The 14,574-nt window shown below is 42.5% G+C and carries 17 protein-coding genes and 4 pseudogenes; 2 read left to right on the forward strand and 19 right to left on the reverse strand.

The window, feature by feature from the left end:
* Positions 1–30: 30 nt before the first annotated feature.
* The 10 genes from OCV99_RS13835 to OCV99_RS13880 form a co-directional block, all read right to left on the reverse strand.
* A complete protein-coding gene (locus tag OCV99_RS13835) occupies positions 31–1,167 on the reverse strand; it encodes a DUF368 domain-containing protein (protein WP_158371356.1) in 1,137 nt (378 codons plus the stop codon).
* A gap of 100 nt (positions 1,168–1,267) precedes the next feature.
* Positions 1,268–1,978: a response regulator transcription factor gene (locus OCV99_RS13840; protein WP_158371357.1), complete on the reverse strand. Its 711-nt coding sequence runs from the start codon at positions 1,976–1,978 to the stop codon at positions 1,268–1,270.
* A gap of 70 nt (positions 1,979–2,048) precedes the next feature.
* The gene (locus tag OCV99_RS13845; protein WP_158371359.1) at positions 2,049–3,194 is read right to left on the reverse strand and encodes a sensor histidine kinase; all 1,146 of its coding nucleotides are present in this window, start codon (positions 3,192–3,194) and stop codon (positions 2,049–2,051) included.
* Positions 3,176–3,301, reverse strand: a complete 126-nt coding sequence (locus OCV99_RS13850) for a hypothetical protein (RefSeq protein ID WP_262575732.1) — start codon at positions 3,299–3,301, stop codon at positions 3,176–3,178. Before OCV99_RS13850 ends, OCV99_RS13845 begins: the two co-directional genes overlap by 19 nt.
* Positions 3,302–3,608: 307 nt before the next feature.
* Entirely contained in the window at positions 3,609–4,166 is a 558-nt protein-coding gene (locus OCV99_RS13855) for a hypothetical protein (protein WP_331490744.1), read from the reverse strand.
* Entirely contained in the window at positions 4,163–5,266 is a 1,104-nt protein-coding gene (locus tag OCV99_RS13860; RefSeq protein ID WP_158371361.1) for a HAMP domain-containing sensor histidine kinase, read from the reverse strand. Before OCV99_RS13860 ends, OCV99_RS13855 begins: the two co-directional genes overlap by 4 nt.
* On the reverse strand, positions 5,263–5,934 hold the full coding sequence (locus OCV99_RS13865; RefSeq protein WP_158371362.1) for a response regulator transcription factor: 672 nt from the start codon (positions 5,932–5,934) through the stop codon (positions 5,263–5,265). Before OCV99_RS13865 ends, OCV99_RS13860 begins: the two co-directional genes overlap by 4 nt.
* Positions 5,931–6,059: a hypothetical protein gene (locus OCV99_RS13870; RefSeq protein WP_262575734.1), complete on the reverse strand. Its 129-nt coding sequence runs from the start codon at positions 6,057–6,059 to the stop codon at positions 5,931–5,933. Before OCV99_RS13870 ends, OCV99_RS13865 begins: the two co-directional genes overlap by 4 nt.
* 108 nt (positions 6,060–6,167) lie before the next feature.
* Positions 6,168–6,536: a hypothetical protein gene (locus OCV99_RS13875; RefSeq protein ID WP_158371364.1), complete on the reverse strand. Its 369-nt coding sequence runs from the start codon at positions 6,534–6,536 to the stop codon at positions 6,168–6,170.
* Positions 6,537–6,546: 10 nt separating this feature from the next.
* A complete protein-coding gene (locus OCV99_RS13880; protein ID WP_158371365.1) occupies positions 6,547–6,786 on the reverse strand; it encodes a hypothetical protein in 240 nt (79 codons plus the stop codon).
* 324 nt (positions 6,787–7,110) lie between these two features.
* On the opposite strand from OCV99_RS13880, the pseudogene OCV99_RS13885 reads away from it, so the two are divergent.
* Positions 7,111–7,934: pseudogene (locus OCV99_RS13885) on the forward strand (MerR family transcriptional regulator).
* Positions 7,935–8,010: 76 nt separating this feature from the next.
* Here the strand turns inward: OCV99_RS13885 and OCV99_RS18275 are convergent.
* The 5 genes and pseudogenes from OCV99_RS18275 to OCV99_RS13910 form a co-directional block, all read right to left on the reverse strand.
* Positions 8,011–8,100 (reverse strand): annotated as a pseudogene (locus tag OCV99_RS18275) (YjdF family protein); the annotation flags it as partial.
* Positions 8,101–8,154: 54 nt separating this feature from the next.
* Positions 8,155–8,523, reverse strand: coding sequence for a fluoride efflux transporter CrcB (gene crcB / locus OCV99_RS13895; protein ID WP_317248533.1), 369 nt, complete (start codon positions 8,521–8,523; stop codon positions 8,155–8,157).
* A 263-nt stretch (positions 8,524–8,786) separates the two neighbouring features.
* Entirely contained in the window at positions 8,787–8,918 is a 132-nt protein-coding gene (locus OCV99_RS13900) for a hypothetical protein (protein ID WP_262575736.1), read from the reverse strand.
* A gap of 101 nt (positions 8,919–9,019) precedes the next feature.
* Positions 9,020–9,415: a cytidine deaminase family protein gene (locus OCV99_RS13905; protein ID WP_158371367.1), complete on the reverse strand. Its 396-nt coding sequence runs from the start codon at positions 9,413–9,415 to the stop codon at positions 9,020–9,022.
* Positions 9,416–9,477: 62 nt separating this feature from the next.
* Positions 9,478–10,014 carry a transposase gene (locus OCV99_RS13910; RefSeq protein ID WP_262575737.1) on the reverse strand — a complete coding sequence of 179 codons (537 nt, stop codon included), beginning with the start codon at positions 10,012–10,014 and terminating at the stop codon, positions 9,478–9,480.
* A 113-nt stretch (positions 10,015–10,127) separates the two neighbouring features.
* Here OCV99_RS13910 and OCV99_RS18395 point away from each other — a divergent pair.
* Positions 10,128–11,136, forward strand: a pseudogene (locus tag OCV99_RS18395) (transposase).
* 9 nt (positions 11,137–11,145) lie between these two features.
* Here the strand turns inward: OCV99_RS18395 and OCV99_RS13925 are convergent.
* From OCV99_RS13925 to cptIN, 4 genes and pseudogenes are all read right to left on the reverse strand, one after another.
* Positions 11,146–12,231, reverse strand: a complete 1,086-nt coding sequence (locus tag OCV99_RS13925; protein ID WP_262575741.1) for a hypothetical protein — start codon at positions 12,229–12,231, stop codon at positions 11,146–11,148.
* Between the two features lie 692 nt (positions 12,232–12,923).
* Positions 12,924–13,328, reverse strand: a pseudogene (locus OCV99_RS13930) (YjdF family protein); the annotation flags it as partial.
* A 305-nt stretch (positions 13,329–13,633) separates the two neighbouring features.
* A complete protein-coding gene (locus OCV99_RS13935) occupies positions 13,634–13,834 on the reverse strand; it encodes a hypothetical protein (protein ID WP_262575743.1) in 201 nt (66 codons plus the stop codon).
* A gap of 3 nt (positions 13,835–13,837) precedes the next feature.
* Positions 13,838–14,104, reverse strand: coding sequence for a type III toxin-antitoxin system CptIN family toxin (gene cptIN, locus OCV99_RS13940; protein ID WP_262575745.1), 267 nt, complete (start codon positions 14,102–14,104; stop codon positions 13,838–13,840).
* Positions 14,105–14,574 lie beyond the last annotated feature (470 nt).

Here is a 14,574-nt window from a genome sequence, read left to right on the forward strand (position 1 = left end):
CGTTTCTTTTAGACCGTAGGTCTATTAAGGTTACCCTTTTCCAAAAAAATCTTTTTCATTTTCCTCTTGACATATCACCAAATTGCTTTCCTCTTGTTTTGGCCGGACGGCCATAGTGGTATCCCCTTGCGGGATTTCCTCTTTCCCTGGCCGGACGGCCATAGTGGTATCCCCTTGCGGGATTTCTTTTACAATCTGCATCCCTACCACGAGCGCCACACCAATCACACATGGCAATATCTGAAAGCTCCCCAAATTCATTGCCGCTTTCGGTATCTCCAATGTGGTTGGTCCCTGTATAATCGCATAAAAAGAACCAATCATCATACCCAGGATCATGCAGATTGCCTGCGGACGGAATTTCTCAAGGCAAACCTTAATCGCTTTTACCACGGTCATTGCTCCTGCCAGCACGCCGCATCCAAAAAACATCAGACACGGGAGATAAGAAAAATCTAAGGAAAGAAATCCTTTCACTGCTGTAATCACCGGAATATATGCTCCAAAAATCAGGAGCAGTGTCGATCCGGATATTCCCGGCAGGAACATTGCGGAAATTGCAATCATTCCAATGAAAAACAATTTCACTGCCATTCCCCCAGAAAATTGTCCCAAATCCATAGACGCTCCGCCGATTCTTCCATTTGCCCATGTAATTCCCACTACAAGTACGATTCCAATCAGGCAAAAAAGAATCCCTTTTCTGACTTCCCGGAAACTTTCTTTTCCTCTTTTCTGCCGCATAGCATCAAGGTATCCTTTAGGGTTTCCTCTTTTCTGCCGCATGGCATCAAGGTATCCTTTAGGGTTTCCTCTTTTCTGCCGCATGGCATCAAGGTATCCTTTAGGGTTTTCTTCTTTTATAATCAGCGGAATCGCCCCGGCAATAAATCCGATAAACAAAGAACTGACAGCGTAAATATGGCTCTCAAATAATGCTGACAGCACAACTACCGCCATTGCCATTCCGATTACCCATCCCATACCTAATTTTGCCAGATATCTAAGTGCCGACTTTTTCTCTCTCATTTTTCCAAATGCCAGATCATGGATGGAACCGATAAACCGGTCATAAAATCCCATGATAAATGCTACTGTACCTCCGGACACTCCCGGCACACTGTCCGCTAGTGCCATACAAAATCCGTTTATTCCTTCTTTCAACATCAAAAAATCCCTCCTGTTTGTTTTCTGCGGTTATCTTAACAACCAGCATTAAACAAACAAGAGGGGTTTTTCTAAATAATTCCTAAACTCTGTTATATTTTTACTTATTCAATCGGTAGCCCGCGCCCCATACTGTCTCCAGGATCTGCGGATTTTTACTGTCGTCTTCAATCTTTTCCCTGATACGGTTAATATGCACCATGACAGTCGCACTGTCTCCTACATAATCATATCCCCATATTTTCTCAAAAATCTGTTCTTTGGAAAACACGATATTGGGATTCATGGCAAAAAACTTCAAAATCTCAAACTCTCGGTTTGGAAATTTGATTTCCTTATTTCCTTTATAGACCTTCCAACTATTGACTAAGATACGAAGATCCCGGATTTTTATCTCCTCCGGTTCTTCACTTGTTTCCTTTGTGGATTTGCCTCGCAGGCGCTCATACTGCCTCAGGTTTGCATGAGCCCTCGCCACCAGCTCCGCCGGGTCAAAAGGTTTTGCAATGTAATCATCTGCGCCAAGCCCAAGTCCCCTGATCTTATCTACGGACTCCGTCCTTGCCGTAACCATAAGAATCGGAATGTCTATGGTATCCCTGATCTCACGGCATACTTCATACCCACTTTTTCCCGGAAGCATCAAATCAAGCAACACCAGATCAAAATGCTCCTCCTGAAGCGCTGCCGCTACCGCTGTTCCTTCTGTTACAATTCTTGTTTCAAATCCCGATGACTGAAGGTATGCCTCCTCCACCATGCTGATGTCCATATCATCCTCCACGATCAGGATTCTTTTCTTATCCGCCATGCTCAGTTACTCCTCTCCTGCAAGTAAGAACCGCTGCGATTTGCTTCGCAAATTGCACCGTAGCGGGAAGTTACACTTCCCTTAATTCCAGGTATACAGCAAGTCCATCCGCATTTTCCGCCCGGACGCTGCCGCCCATTGCCTCCATCAAATATTTTACAATATATAACCCCAGTCCGTTTCCTTCTTTTTTGTTTCTGGATTCATCTCCCCGGTAAAATTCTTCAAAAATGTGAGGCAATTTTTCTTCCGGCACACCGACGCCATTATCCCGAAAACAAACGCTTAATCCTTTTGGTGTTTTCTCCAGTATGATTTTCATTTTGAGCGGCGTTGTTTCCCCATATTTCCTGCTGTTTTCCACAAGATTATCCAAAATCCGCTGAAACTGTTCCGAATCAATCGATACTTTTGCCGTGATTCCTTTCGTATCTGCGATAATTTCTTCCTGCAAAGAATTTATCACTTCCCGCTTTCCCTTCACATAATTTCCCAGAAAAGCGCCAATATCTATGTTCTGCATGGAAATCCCCATATTTCCTGTCTCCATTCTGGACAGGTAAAGAAGCTGGTTTAAGAGCATATCCATATCTCCGGTACGCCTGTATGCTGCCTGCAGAAATTTCTTCTGCTGTTCCGGTGTAGACGCAACTCCATCTATCAGACCCTTAATGGTTCCTTTCATTGCGGCAAGCGGAGTCCGCAGGTCATGAGAAATTCCTGCTATCATATCCGTCCTCGCTTTTTCATATCTTCGGTTCTTTTCCTGTTCCGCTAAAATGGATGCCTGCATATCATTAAAAGCGGCGCACACATTTTCAAATTCCAGATCACCCGTATACGCAATATCCTGTGACAGGTCATTTTTCTTGATCCGTTTTGCCCCTTCCGCCAAAGTGTCCAGCGGTTCCATGATATGGTCAGTCAGGTTTTTTGTAAAAAGCTGGCTGACAATCAGAAGAACGATAATGCAAAGGATTCCGTCCGCTCCAAAGAGCAATATAAACTCGTTTCTGTGAACAATCCAGTCCTCCAGCAGGTCGTCTAGCCTCTCCTCATCCGTAACGCCCTCCACAGACGTCCGAAATTCTGCCTCAATGGATTCCGCATAAAATTTAATCACAAACAGATTGATCATCAAAAAAATAAGCAACGTCACGACAACCATGAATGCATTTGACAGAAATATTCTTTTTTTCACCGTTCCCTTTTCCATAAAAACCTCCCGTAATCCACAACAGATTCTTCCTCACTGATCACAGGTACCTTTCCATGCGTTTCGATTTTCGGTACGCCCATATCATACAAAGCCGCCAGTATCATAGTGCAAGCCCTGCTCCTATTATACCGCAGCCTGCTATAAGTGCAATATCTCCTGTTGATAAATACGTTTATGCTTCCATAATACAATTCACCGTTAAACAAATAATATCTAAAAACCTAAACATTTCCTAAACGAATTACCCTGCTGCCCTTTCACATCTGCCACAGGATGCACAGCCTCCATGAGATTCTTCCCAGAGCCGGTCTGCTACAGGAGTGTTTGCATTTTGTTTCCGTAATATTAATTCACGGGCAAAGAAAAAAGCCGTCCGGCAAATATCCAATGTCAGACAGCTTTCTTTTATCACTATAATAATCGGTTTCCTTTTTCGCAGATTGCATAGATTTCGTCATATTTCTCTTCGATCAGACGATTCATTTTTTCCGTCTCCTCTGCAGCTGTTTTCCTGTAAATAAAATAGGGCAGGATCCATCCGATGAAGGCTGGTATGGCAAGTATGATACACAGGATGATATGAGGCGGATCCGCTGTCACTGCAAAGGTGGCTCCCGCCATGAATGCGGTTCCCACAATCCCGACCGTCAGCGCACGCATCGTTGCCTTAGAGGTTTTTGCTTTCTCCAACGCTTCAATCTCGTTCACACACGCTTCAAAGTTCCTCTGCAGGCGGGTCAGTTCCATCTTATTTACAATTTTCCGGTTCCGCTTCAGATGCAGGATCCTTTTATTCTGAAACTGCGGATTTCTCCCCGCATCCGCTTTCTCGCAGACATTCCCGTCTACCTCCCATCCGAAATTCTCGTACCCGTCAATCAGAAATGAAATCTGATTCTTATCCGCACAGACTTCTTTGTATTCATACCCTACAAACTCTCTCTTTCTGTTCCCGGTCTGATCCATCATGATGCCTCACCTCCATCTTCCTCTTCAGGCGCTCCCACAACAGGCAGGGTTACCACAAAGGTGCTTCCTTCCCCTTCCTTACTAAAGACCCGGATGTCTCCATCTGACAGTTCCAATACCCGTTTCACCAAGGCAAGTCCCAGACCGTTGCCTTCCTTAGAGTGAGAGGTGTCCCCCTGATAAAATTTGTCAAAAATATGTTTCACACTATTCGGATTCATGCCGCATCCCGTATCCGTAACCGACACCGTTACCACATTTTCATCCGACGTCTGTCTTACTGTAACCATGCCGCCCCGTTCTGTAAATTTGATGGCATTGGACAGAAGATTGTTCCATACCAGCTCCAGAAGACTTGCATCCGCCTTCACCATCGCTGTATCTTCCATCTCCGTTTTCAACTCCAGTTCCTTCTCATCCCACGCTTCCTCGAACTGCAGAATACATTCGCACAGCTGACGGCATACATCATACTCTTCCGTCTCCGGGATAATCCTCTGGTTTTCCAGCTTATTCAATTTTAGGATATTACTGATCAGGCTGGATAAGCGCATGGATGCCTTTTCTATATTTTCTGCGTACTCAACTCTCTGTTCCTCCGTAATACCGGGCATTTTCAGCAGTTCCGCATAGTTCTTTATAATCGCGATCGGCGTTTTCATCTCATGGGAAACATTGGACACAAAATCGGTCTTCAGCGTCTCAATGCTTCCCAGTTCCTCCACCATCTTGTTAAAATCAACGATCATCACATCCAGATAATCCCACTTATCCTGTGTGTGGGTCGTAGGAATATAAACGGAAAAATCGCCGTTTGCCACCTGTTCCGTCGCCTTTGCCAGATGATGCAGCGGTTCATCGTAGGTGTCCTTCATTTTCTTTCTTGTAAACAGGGTAAGCCCGACCGCTACAAGTCCCCAGTAAATCATCGGGACGATCGTCTGAACGATTTCGTTCCATCCGGCTCTATTTTCCAAAACAATGAGCCCGGTATGAATGCCTGCCATCAATAACAGGACTCCCAGATATATCCCGAAAAGTGACGGCGGAAACAAACTTTCCTGTCTCAGCTTCGGTTCTTTCTGCTCTGATTTCTTCATATTAAAACCACCTTATATCCCAGTCCTCTTACCGTTACGATCTTAAATCCATTGCACGCTGACAGCTTGTCCCTGAGCTTTGTCACATAAACATCCACCGCCCGCAGGCTGGTATCGGTGTCCACGCCCCAGAATTCATCCATCAGCTGCGCCCTTGAAAATGTCTTCTTCGGGTAGGACAGCATTTTATAAATGATGTTAAATTCTCTGGTCGTAAGATTCACCTCTTCTCCGTCGATCTCGGCGCTCATCCCGTCGGCATCCAACAGAAGATTCCCCACTGTGATCTTCCGCTCCATCTCAATATTTGCCCGGCGAAGGATCGCCCGGACTCTAAGAAGTAATTCCCCAAGCTCGATCGGTTTTACCATATAGTCGTCGATCCCGATCTGAAATCCCTTCTGCTTAGACGGCAGATCATCCTTCGCAGACATAAAAAGAATCGGGATTGTAGGATTCACCCGTCTGACCGAGCCTGCAAATTCAAATCCGTCAATTCCCGGCATCATAATATCAGAAATAATCAAATCGTAACGGTTATTATACATCTCATCATAAGCGTTTCCTGCATTCAAGCACCCCTTGGTCTGAAAGCCGCTGTCATTCAGATACGTACATACGACCTGATTCAGTTCTTCATCATCTTCCACCACAAGTATTTTTATCATTCCCAATCCCTCCCGCATCTGCTGATAACTTTTCCCGCCGCCGCGCATATCGCCAATATGTCTTTCGCCAGGTAATACCCGGAAAGAAACAGCGCCACAGCAGCCTCAACACAGGCATTCGCCATTTAGCAATCCGCTTTCGTATTTTTCATCACCTGTCCAAATTCAAGTATAATACAAAAAGCCGCAAGTGAATATCTCGAATGTATAAATTTTAATATTCTTCGCATGTATTATTTTAATCCTTTGACAAAAGGAATCAGGCAGAGTAGCACAACGATTCCCACAATCCCAATGAGAATTCCTATCACCATATTGCTCCATACCATCGTAAGGCACATACCTACACCTAACAGTAAAGAGCCAACGATTCCGATCAGAGACGCCCCGATGGTTTTGCCCGACACCTGAATCGGCGCCTTATGCTCCATCTTTCTCCACACGATTACCATGAGCAGCAATACAAGCGCACCGATTGCTCCCATGATCACGCCCGGCTTGAACGCATCCCACTCTACGATCAGCGCCATACACATGCCAAGCGCAAATAAAATTCCTCCGATTGTTCCTAAAATCATTGCTACAAATGTGCTTTTTTTCATTACGCAGTACCTACCTTTTCTCTTTCGCTGACTGTTCTTCTGACAATCTGGCTTTCGCTTCTTCTACCGATTCTCCCTCTTTCGTCAGAAACTGATCGACAAACTTATCTGCGATTTTGTTAAATCCTCCGACTGCCCCATTTTCGATTTTCTTATAGCTCCCAACTACACCTTTTTCGATTTTCTTGTAACCGCCTACTACCTCTGCTGCAATTTTTTCATTTGCTTTCACTAATTTTGATTTTGCCATCTCTAAAATCTCCTTTTCTTAATTTTGTTGTTCATGGCTGTACTATAGCATCGGATTGTTTTTGTAATGTTTGACTTTTGTTTCTAAAATATTAATTTGCTTTTGTATAACTGAATTGCCGATTTTTCTACGATGTATATATTTCCCGAAAAAAATCCATCATCCATTACCTCCCAGCATTTTGCAGTATTGCGGTAAAAATATATCCAAAAAACTATTGACTCCAACGTAACGTGATACTGTATTCTATTCTTATGGAAGCAGAATAGATATACGCCGGCAATTTCTATCGTGCTTCTCTACAAATCAAAGGAGCTGATAAGGATGAGAACCATTAGCCAAGTCGCAGAATTAACGGGTATCAGCATACGCACACTTCAATACTATGATGAAATCGGACTGTTAAAACCAAGTGGACTAACACAGTCTGGCTATCGCTTATACGATGAGGAAGCGTTGCAGAAGCTGCAACAAATTCTGTTTTTCAGGGAATTAGGATTTAAACTAAAAGATATTCGGGAAATTATTGAAAAGCCCGACTTCGACAGAATTGCCGCTTTCAAAAAGCAAAAAGAACTGCTTCTCCTAAAGCGTAATCGGACAGACAGGCTCATACAGCTTCTTAGCCGTTTAGAGAAAGGAGAACAATGTGTGAGTTTTAAAGAATTTGATCTATCCGATTATATTCATGCTTTAGAGGATTTTAAGTCCAATCAAACAGAGACGGTTATCAAACACTGGGGAAGTGTTGAAAATTTTGATATGTTCATTCAGAAAATCAAAGATGATGAATCCGAGGTAGCGAAACTTGCCATTAAACAGTTTGGAAGCGTAGAAAAATATACGGAAGCCATGAAGCATAATTTAGAACATTTCTCCGAAATTATGGAGAACTGGTATGCACAGATACCGGAAGAAATGCGGACAGAGGACAAATTTCTTAAACTTAAATCATAACCGGCACTCTGGCCTCGGCTCCGAATCTGTTAATCGGCAGTACAGAAAACTATTGCAAGATGATAATTGACACCTATTCCAATGATTATCTAAGCAAAGTAATAGACACACAATACGGTGTGGGAAGCAGTGAATATATCGTGAAAGCATTCCGCTATTATTCTGAGAATAATTGTATAGAAAATAATTAGAGCCATTTGAGAACCAGCCAGAGCCGCCATTTTCTTCATTCGCCCGTCCTCATTACGGAAAAGTCAGGGGCAGGTATTACCTTCCCCTATGCTTCTCTTTCCTTTTCTGCTGTTTCAGTTCAAACTGTTTCTCTGCTTCCCGTTGTTCCCGGTTCACAGCCCTACGTTTTAAAAGCCTTTTCCAGCATCCGCCTGATGACCTCCATAAAAATACAATCATTTATCTTACCAACATCTGCGCCGCAAAGACTGCCGCCACGCCAAGGACAACGCTGATGCATATGTAGGCAAAGGCCGCCACCGTCTGCCCGTTTTTCATAAGGTCTGCGGATTCATATGCAAATGTGGAAAAGGTAGTAAATCCGCCGCAAATGCCCACCCGGAGCATCAGCGCCACCTGCGGAGGAAACGATTTATTTTCCGCAGCTATCGCAGCGATCAGGCTGATCAAAAATGCCCCGATGACATTGATCGCCAGTGTTTTTACCGGGAATCCACTTTCCATCTCAAATGGCAGAAGCCCAATTAAGTATCTGCACACCGTACCTATAAATCCGCCAATCCCTACAATCACACAATTCAACATCATATTCTCCTATTCTGCGCTTCTGTTTGCCTGTTCCTCCTAAGTCGCACCCGCAATATTTTCCCCGCCGTACGCGGCAATATAAGCTGCTGTCAGCGCGCCATTGGAGTGCCCGCAGACCACAGTCTTTTCTCCAATCACATTCTGTATAGTCCTCCCACACTCCCATCTGACCATGACTCAGCAGCAAAGCAGGCCTCTCATTCTCCACCTCGCCATAATTGATGATATTCCCATTTGGAAGGGCAGACTGTTTTTTTCTGCATTTACAACCTTCCGGTTTTTGACATTTTCATCGTACCAATGCAGATTCCTGTAGGCAAAAACAGCAAATACCGCCGCCCTATAATAAGAATTACCGCCAAAATAAAACCCATGATAAGAAATACTTTTTTCATAATCGATGTCCTCCTTAGACTTTTCCCATATTTCCTATCATTATGAGTATTACGCTATCATAAATCCATTAATCGCAATTGTCAAATAAATCCAATTTTTGTTATTCCACCCCATACGCAAACGGCAACAGCTCTCTTGCTTTCACTTTCTTTTCCTCTCCATCGATCCGAAGGATCACGCTGCACTCCGGCATATAGTCATTCAACATCTGGCGGCAGTTGCCGCAGGGCGGAACGATCTCCCCGCCGTCTTTTCCCCGGACGGCAACAATCGCCTCAAATTCTCGCTCTCCCTGCGTGATCGCGGTTCCTATGGCAACCTGCTCGGCGCAGGCACCATGCAATGAATATACATTTACTCCAGCATATACGTTCCCGCTTTTGCATCTCACCGCCGCTCCCACCGTATGGTTTTGCTCCGCCTCGTCATAATTGGATTGAATGACCCTCTGCGCTTCCGTTAATAATTCATAATCCGCTCTTGTCAATGCTTTCATTTTCCACCTCCGTTATATAACCTCTTATTTTTAATCAGAATAGAAATCGTTTCAAATATACATTACATGGAAGACTTGTAATCAGTATAGGTTCCTTTATAATGCTTGATACGGCTCTTGTCCAGAAGGATCTCAATCCATTCATCTGATCCGGTCAAGGCGGCCTGCTCTTTTTTATAATCGCTGGATTTCAAACGTACAAGAAATGAAACTCCTTTATCCATCATTCGAATAAACGCCGTCGTAGATGGATATCCCCTGTCCATCACAACCAGAAATGGCTGCGAATCGCCTATTGTTTCACGAACACGATCTATCTGTTCTTCCGCAAGGCGCATTTCATCAAACTTACATTTACAGCGGTCACTTTCCAGAATCATGCGGCTCATAACATCATACAGACATCCCAAACCAATGGAAGCCTGCGGTTTCGTCCCTTTTCTACTAGAAGTTCCGAATTCTTCCAGAGTTTCCCTGGTAGTGGGGATATTGATTCCTGAACCGTCCGCAGCCAGAACGATATATCCTTGAAAGGTAGAAAATCCTGGTTCTGCGTAAAAATTTCTGTTATGATAGCGGTAAAGTTCATAAAAAGCCACCGGATTCAGCTGGGCATGCGGTGGAATTTACTCCCACACATTTGATATTTACTCTTTCATAGAAAAGTGGTATGGTTATCTCTCCTTCTGACAGCAGTAGAAGGAGGAACTCTATGAGTAAATATATTCCCGGCAACCAGAAACATCTTACCCTTGAAAACCGTATTTATCTCGAAAATGAATTGGACAAAGGCACATCCTTTAAAGATATCGCCAGATTTTTCTGCAAAGATTCGACCACCATCTCTAAAGAGGTCAAGACATACCGCCTGTCTGACTGGTATCACAAAGGCACCTTTTATAATGCCCGGTTCGCAGACAGGGAATATCGTAAAAAGCTTCGGGATTCCAGAACCGGTATTAACATGACGAAACAGGAGCTACACAAAAAAGGATAAGAGCATTTCCCCATTGATTGAACAGGGGCAGTCACCTTACCATATCCTGACCAACCATCCAGAGTTAGATATGTCTGTCCGTACCAAGTATTCCTATCTGGATCAAGGACTGTTTTTACCAACAGACTTTACAGCGACTTTTGCAGCCTGAAGCTTTCCTCCTATGTTGAAATGGACACCGTCCATTCTTCCAGAGAGTCAAAGAAAACCCTGCTGACCATATTTTTTACTAAAGAAAAGCTTTTTCTTGCATTCCTTTATGCCCCGGTGTACAGAAGGCGGGGTACGCCTTGTATTTGACTGTCTGGAAAAACATATAGGAACTTATGAATTCATTTCCATGTTTGAATATATCCTGACCGACCGGGGTTCGGAATTCGGTGATCCGGATGCGCTGGAAACCGGTGTAAATGGAATTCAGCGTTCCAGCATTTATTATTGTGATCCAAATGCGGAGCGACCAGAAAGGCGGGCTGGAACAGGCACATACCATGCTGCGGATGGTCTTTCCCAACGGAACCAGTTTTGAATTCCTTACCCAACGGGATGTGAACACAATCGTGAACCATATTACTTCACCCCCAAGGGAGATCCTTGGCGGAAAACGCCGTATAACGCAGCACTGGAAACACTTGAAAAAGAAACCCTGAAAGCATTTCAGCTCAGGCTGATTGAACCTAATCAGGTCAACCTAACGCCTAAGCCGATCCGCGTTAACCATTAATCAACTATCTTAAAAATCTGCTGTCAGACTGGAAGTAAACTTTTCACATTCTTCAATGTCCTCACTGCATTCTACGATTTCTTCTGCTTCAACATCAAAAGCATTCTCCTCTGCTGTTACCTCATGATCTGGATTACTCAAAAGAGTATCCTGTAAAGATACTTTCAATTTATCACAACATGGTTTAAATGACATATAAGTCAATCCGCCTCCGATAACGCCTCCAACTACTGGTATTGCATGCTTAAAGAAACCTGTAAAAACTTCTTTTGTCATTTTAACACCAAACCATTTTGCTGTACTCTTAACTATCGGATAAATTGTTCCTTTCGTCAGTGCTTTTTTCATTAACTGTTTCTGAACACCAGAACCAAGCGCTTTCGCAACTGCTTTCAATGCATTATTTGCACCTGCCACACCATACATTACTCCCAAGCAAAGAGTAAGGATATTCAACGTCTCTGCATCAAATTTCTTTCCTTTTTCCGTAACATCAATTTCTGGAAAACCATATAAATACAGCAACTTTTGTGTTGCTCTCAACATATATCCATAATACTGAACAATATCAGCCGGAATGGTTGCTGCCATTGCAAAACCACCGGGCATCGACAAAGCAACCGAAATACCAGAAACACAATTTCTTTCATATTTGATTACTTCATCGGCATATTTTTCAATTTCCTTTGTGGTGATACCTGCATGTGCTGGGTTAAATTCTATTGCGTCATTAATTACCTCTTGTGGATAACCCTTCATAAACTCACTGCGTAAAAACTCGTCTCGCTTGATACAAATACCTGGTACTTTTAATCCCATTATAATCACATCTTCGATGTCAACTTGACCGTCTCCATTTACATCCATGACCTTATTTACAATTTCTGTTGATTTATTCGCTCCTTCTTTCACTTTTGAAGATGCTTTTTCTACCAGTTTTTGAGTATTATCCGTCACATTTACTCTTGTCTCATTAATTTTGTCTTTATCTATTTTAGAAATATTATTAGCAACTTTATGAGATGTATTTGCCACAGTTTTTCCAATTTCTCCTGCTATATTTGAAATCGAATTCCCTATTCTTTTCAAAGCCATTCCCTTCTTCCTCCCCATGATATTTTAAAACTGTCTATTCATCACACAATTTGTATTTTTCGCGAAATCATGCATTAACAAGATTATACCACTTCAATGCGTAAAATCATATGGTAGAAAATAACAAGCAATCAGCATACAGCTACCTACCACAGAGAGGTTAAATAGAAAAATGCAATCATAATGCAATCAAAAAGAGAAAGAGCCGCAAAACCCTTGAAAAATAAAGATTTGCGACTCTGCTCCAACTATTCAAACTCCTCGGCAGATAACTTGAACTGGCTGTTTTTCTCTGTTTTTTAAAGGATTTATTATCCATATTCTTCAAAAAATGCTCTCGTATTTGTGCTTGTCCAAATTTTAGAGTCAAAATAGAGCCAGCATCCAAAGCCGCTATTTTTTTCTTATCTGCCCTAATTACATGGCTCTAGCGCCATGTAATTAGAAATTTTCGTTAAACTATTCATGATAAATCTTTTTCATTCACTATCTTCTATATCGATGATATTTTCATCATCAGTAAGATTTTGTTCTCTCTCCAAAATGTCTGTTACTATCTTCTTTAACAAAATCTTATTATACTTATTCTCCGAAGAAGAAATTCTCATAAGATTCTTATTACCTTTAATCACTTTTAGTTTGCTAATGTTTTTTAATTGTTTTATCAAATATCTATGTTTTTTCTTTTCAGTATGCTTCTCTTTCCTTTTCTGCTGTTTCAGCTCAAACTTCCGCTGTTTCTCTACTTCCCGTTTTTCCCGGCTCATAGTTTTACGTCCAGCTTTCAACTGCTCCTGCTGTAATTTCAAAGCCTGTTGCGACTTCGTGCCTATCCCGATGTTCTGTACCTGTTTTCGCACTTCTCTCTGTACCCGTTTCGGATTGCGACCAGCTTCCTTTACATCAGTTACCACAGCCGGACTAAATTTCAGTCGATAGTAGTTTCTCAGAACAAACTCATATATCTCATAATCTTTCGGCTCCGCTCCAAACGTAACCTTGCATACAGATAACTTTCCCTCCGATATGCGTTCAAACACACCTATCCAGAATGGTTCCTCAAAAAATACTGTCAATCTGCCCGATACTTTGTCCATGACAATTCCTCCTTAAATAATTGTACTGAACAAAGAATGGACGACCCTAAGGAGGGAGGGCTACTTACACCAAAGTGGTGCGGTCGGACTACCTACCGGCTCTATAAGAGATATTATCCCTTACGTTGTGTTTTTATCTCTGCGCCTTGATTTTACCATACTATCAGCGGTTTTTCTACAAGAAATAAAGGGCATAGCAATCGCCATGCCCCGAATTTCTACAATTCCAATGCCCTCTCAATTTTCTGTTACTTCTCTATCTACATGGCGCTAGCGCCATGTAATTATTACACCAATAGGGAAAGCTATCTGTGCTTCCTCAACTTCTCCAATATCACCATAACGTCCGGCTGCGTTGGCGTGAATTTAATACCACGCTTCAACATCCCCACAACTTTTCTCGCTTTTTGCTCAATCTCTCTGGCAGTATGCTCACTTGTCAGCATCAGATGATTTCCAGCGATTGTATATTCCCGTTCTATGTATTCTTCTGTTATCGGAAACATATCTTATATCAAAAATGCGCCCTCCCGGCTGTCGTCCAGTTTGACGATATGGAGAATGTCGCAAGGTTTCCCGGCTTTTTCTTTTTTCTCCATAATCCGTCTGTATTTGCCAATGCGGCTAGACAATGGTATCATCCAGTATATCCCGGTACTTGTATCTTCAAAACAGTAATAATGCGGTCTATTTTCAGCCTTATTACCTTTGAGATACGGGTCTGGCATATCTTCAAAAAATTTATCCTTGATAATATAAAAGCCTGTTTTCTTCATTTGCCTGTCCTCATTACAGAAAAGTCCCTCGCCTTGCGGCGAAGGACTATACTTTCAACCCAACCATTTATATACCGCATATCGGTCAGCGGTAAACTTTCAACCCGACCATTTATATACCACATATCGGTCAGTGGTAGACTTTCTTTGTACCTACATTCTAGTAAGTGCAAAGAGGAAAGTCAATAGAACTTCCCATTAAAATTTTATGCAGATAACCGCTAATTATTCCCGTTACGCAGTAAAAGCTGAATTTGAGCGATATAGGTACAAAATATCGTCCACGCCATTTTGGCACTCTTAACCCCTCATAATGCTGGATTTCCGAGCTCTATTTTTTTATTCAAACTCGGCTCCGTCGTGCCAAAACTTAACGGAATTAATTAAAGTTTTTCTTGCAATATGCCTAATTTTTATTTCTATTACATAATTTCCATTGGCTTTCTGATGAACTGTTGCCAGAATGTTAC

This window comes from Dorea acetigenes (genome assembly GCF_025567385.1).
Classification (GTDB): Bacteria; Bacillota; Clostridia; order Lachnospirales; family Lachnospiraceae; genus Claveliimonas; species Claveliimonas acetigenes.

Coding starts and splice junctions, on each gene's coding strand:
- OCV99_RS13855 (WP_331490744.1), bottom strand. CDS start 4,166: ATGATGGATCAGACCGGGAACAGAAAGAGAGAGTTTGTAGGGTATGAA.
- OCV99_RS13865 (WP_158371362.1), bottom strand. CDS start 5,934: ATGATAAAAATACTTGTGGTGGAAGATGATGAAGAACTGAATCAGGTC.
- OCV99_RS13880 (WP_158371365.1), bottom strand. CDS start 6,786: ATGGCAAAATCAAAATTAGTGAAAGCAAATGAAAAAATTGCAGCAGAG.
- OCV99_RS13900 (WP_262575736.1), bottom strand. CDS start 8,918: ATGAAAAAAGTATTTCTTATCATGGGTTTTATTTTGGCGGTAATTCTT.
- OCV99_RS13875 (WP_158371364.1), bottom strand. CDS start 6,536: ATGAAAAAAAGCACATTTGTAGCAATGATTTTAGGAACAATCGGAGGA.
- OCV99_RS13905 (WP_158371367.1), bottom strand. CDS start 9,415: ATGAAAGCATTGACAAGAGCGGATTATGAATTATTAACGGAAGCGCAG.
- OCV99_RS13935 (WP_262575743.1), bottom strand. CDS start 13,834: ATGTTTCCGATAACAGAAGAATACATAGAACGGGAATATACAATCGCT.
- OCV99_RS13870 (WP_262575734.1), bottom strand. CDS start 6,059: ATGGCGAATGCCTGTGTTGAGGCTGCTGTGGCGCTGTTTCTTTCCGGG.
- OCV99_RS13925 (WP_262575741.1), bottom strand. CDS start 12,231: ATGGCTTTGAAAAGAATAGGGAATTCGATTTCAAATATAGCAGGAGAA.
- OCV99_RS13860 (WP_158371361.1), bottom strand. CDS start 5,266: ATGAAGAAATCAGAGCAGAAAGAACCGAAGCTGAGACAGGAAAGTTTG.
- cptIN (WP_262575745.1), bottom strand. CDS start 14,104: ATGAAGAAAACAGGCTTTTATATTATCAAGGATAAATTTTTTGAAGAT.
- OCV99_RS13840 (WP_158371357.1), bottom strand. CDS start 1,978: ATGGCGGATAAGAAAAGAATCCTGATCGTGGAGGATGATATGGACATC.
- OCV99_RS13835 (WP_158371356.1), bottom strand. CDS start 1,167: ATGTTGAAAGAAGGAATAAACGGATTTTGTATGGCACTAGCGGACAGT.
- crcB (WP_317248533.1), bottom strand. CDS start 8,523: ATGATGTTGAATTGTGTGATTGTAGGGATTGGCGGATTTATAGGTACG.
- OCV99_RS13845 (WP_158371359.1), bottom strand. CDS start 3,194: ATGGAAAAGGGAACGGTGAAAAAAAGAATATTTCTGTCAAATGCATTC.
- OCV99_RS13850 (WP_262575732.1), bottom strand. CDS start 3,301: ATGATACTGGCGGCTTTGTATGATATGGGCGTACCGAAAATCGAAACG.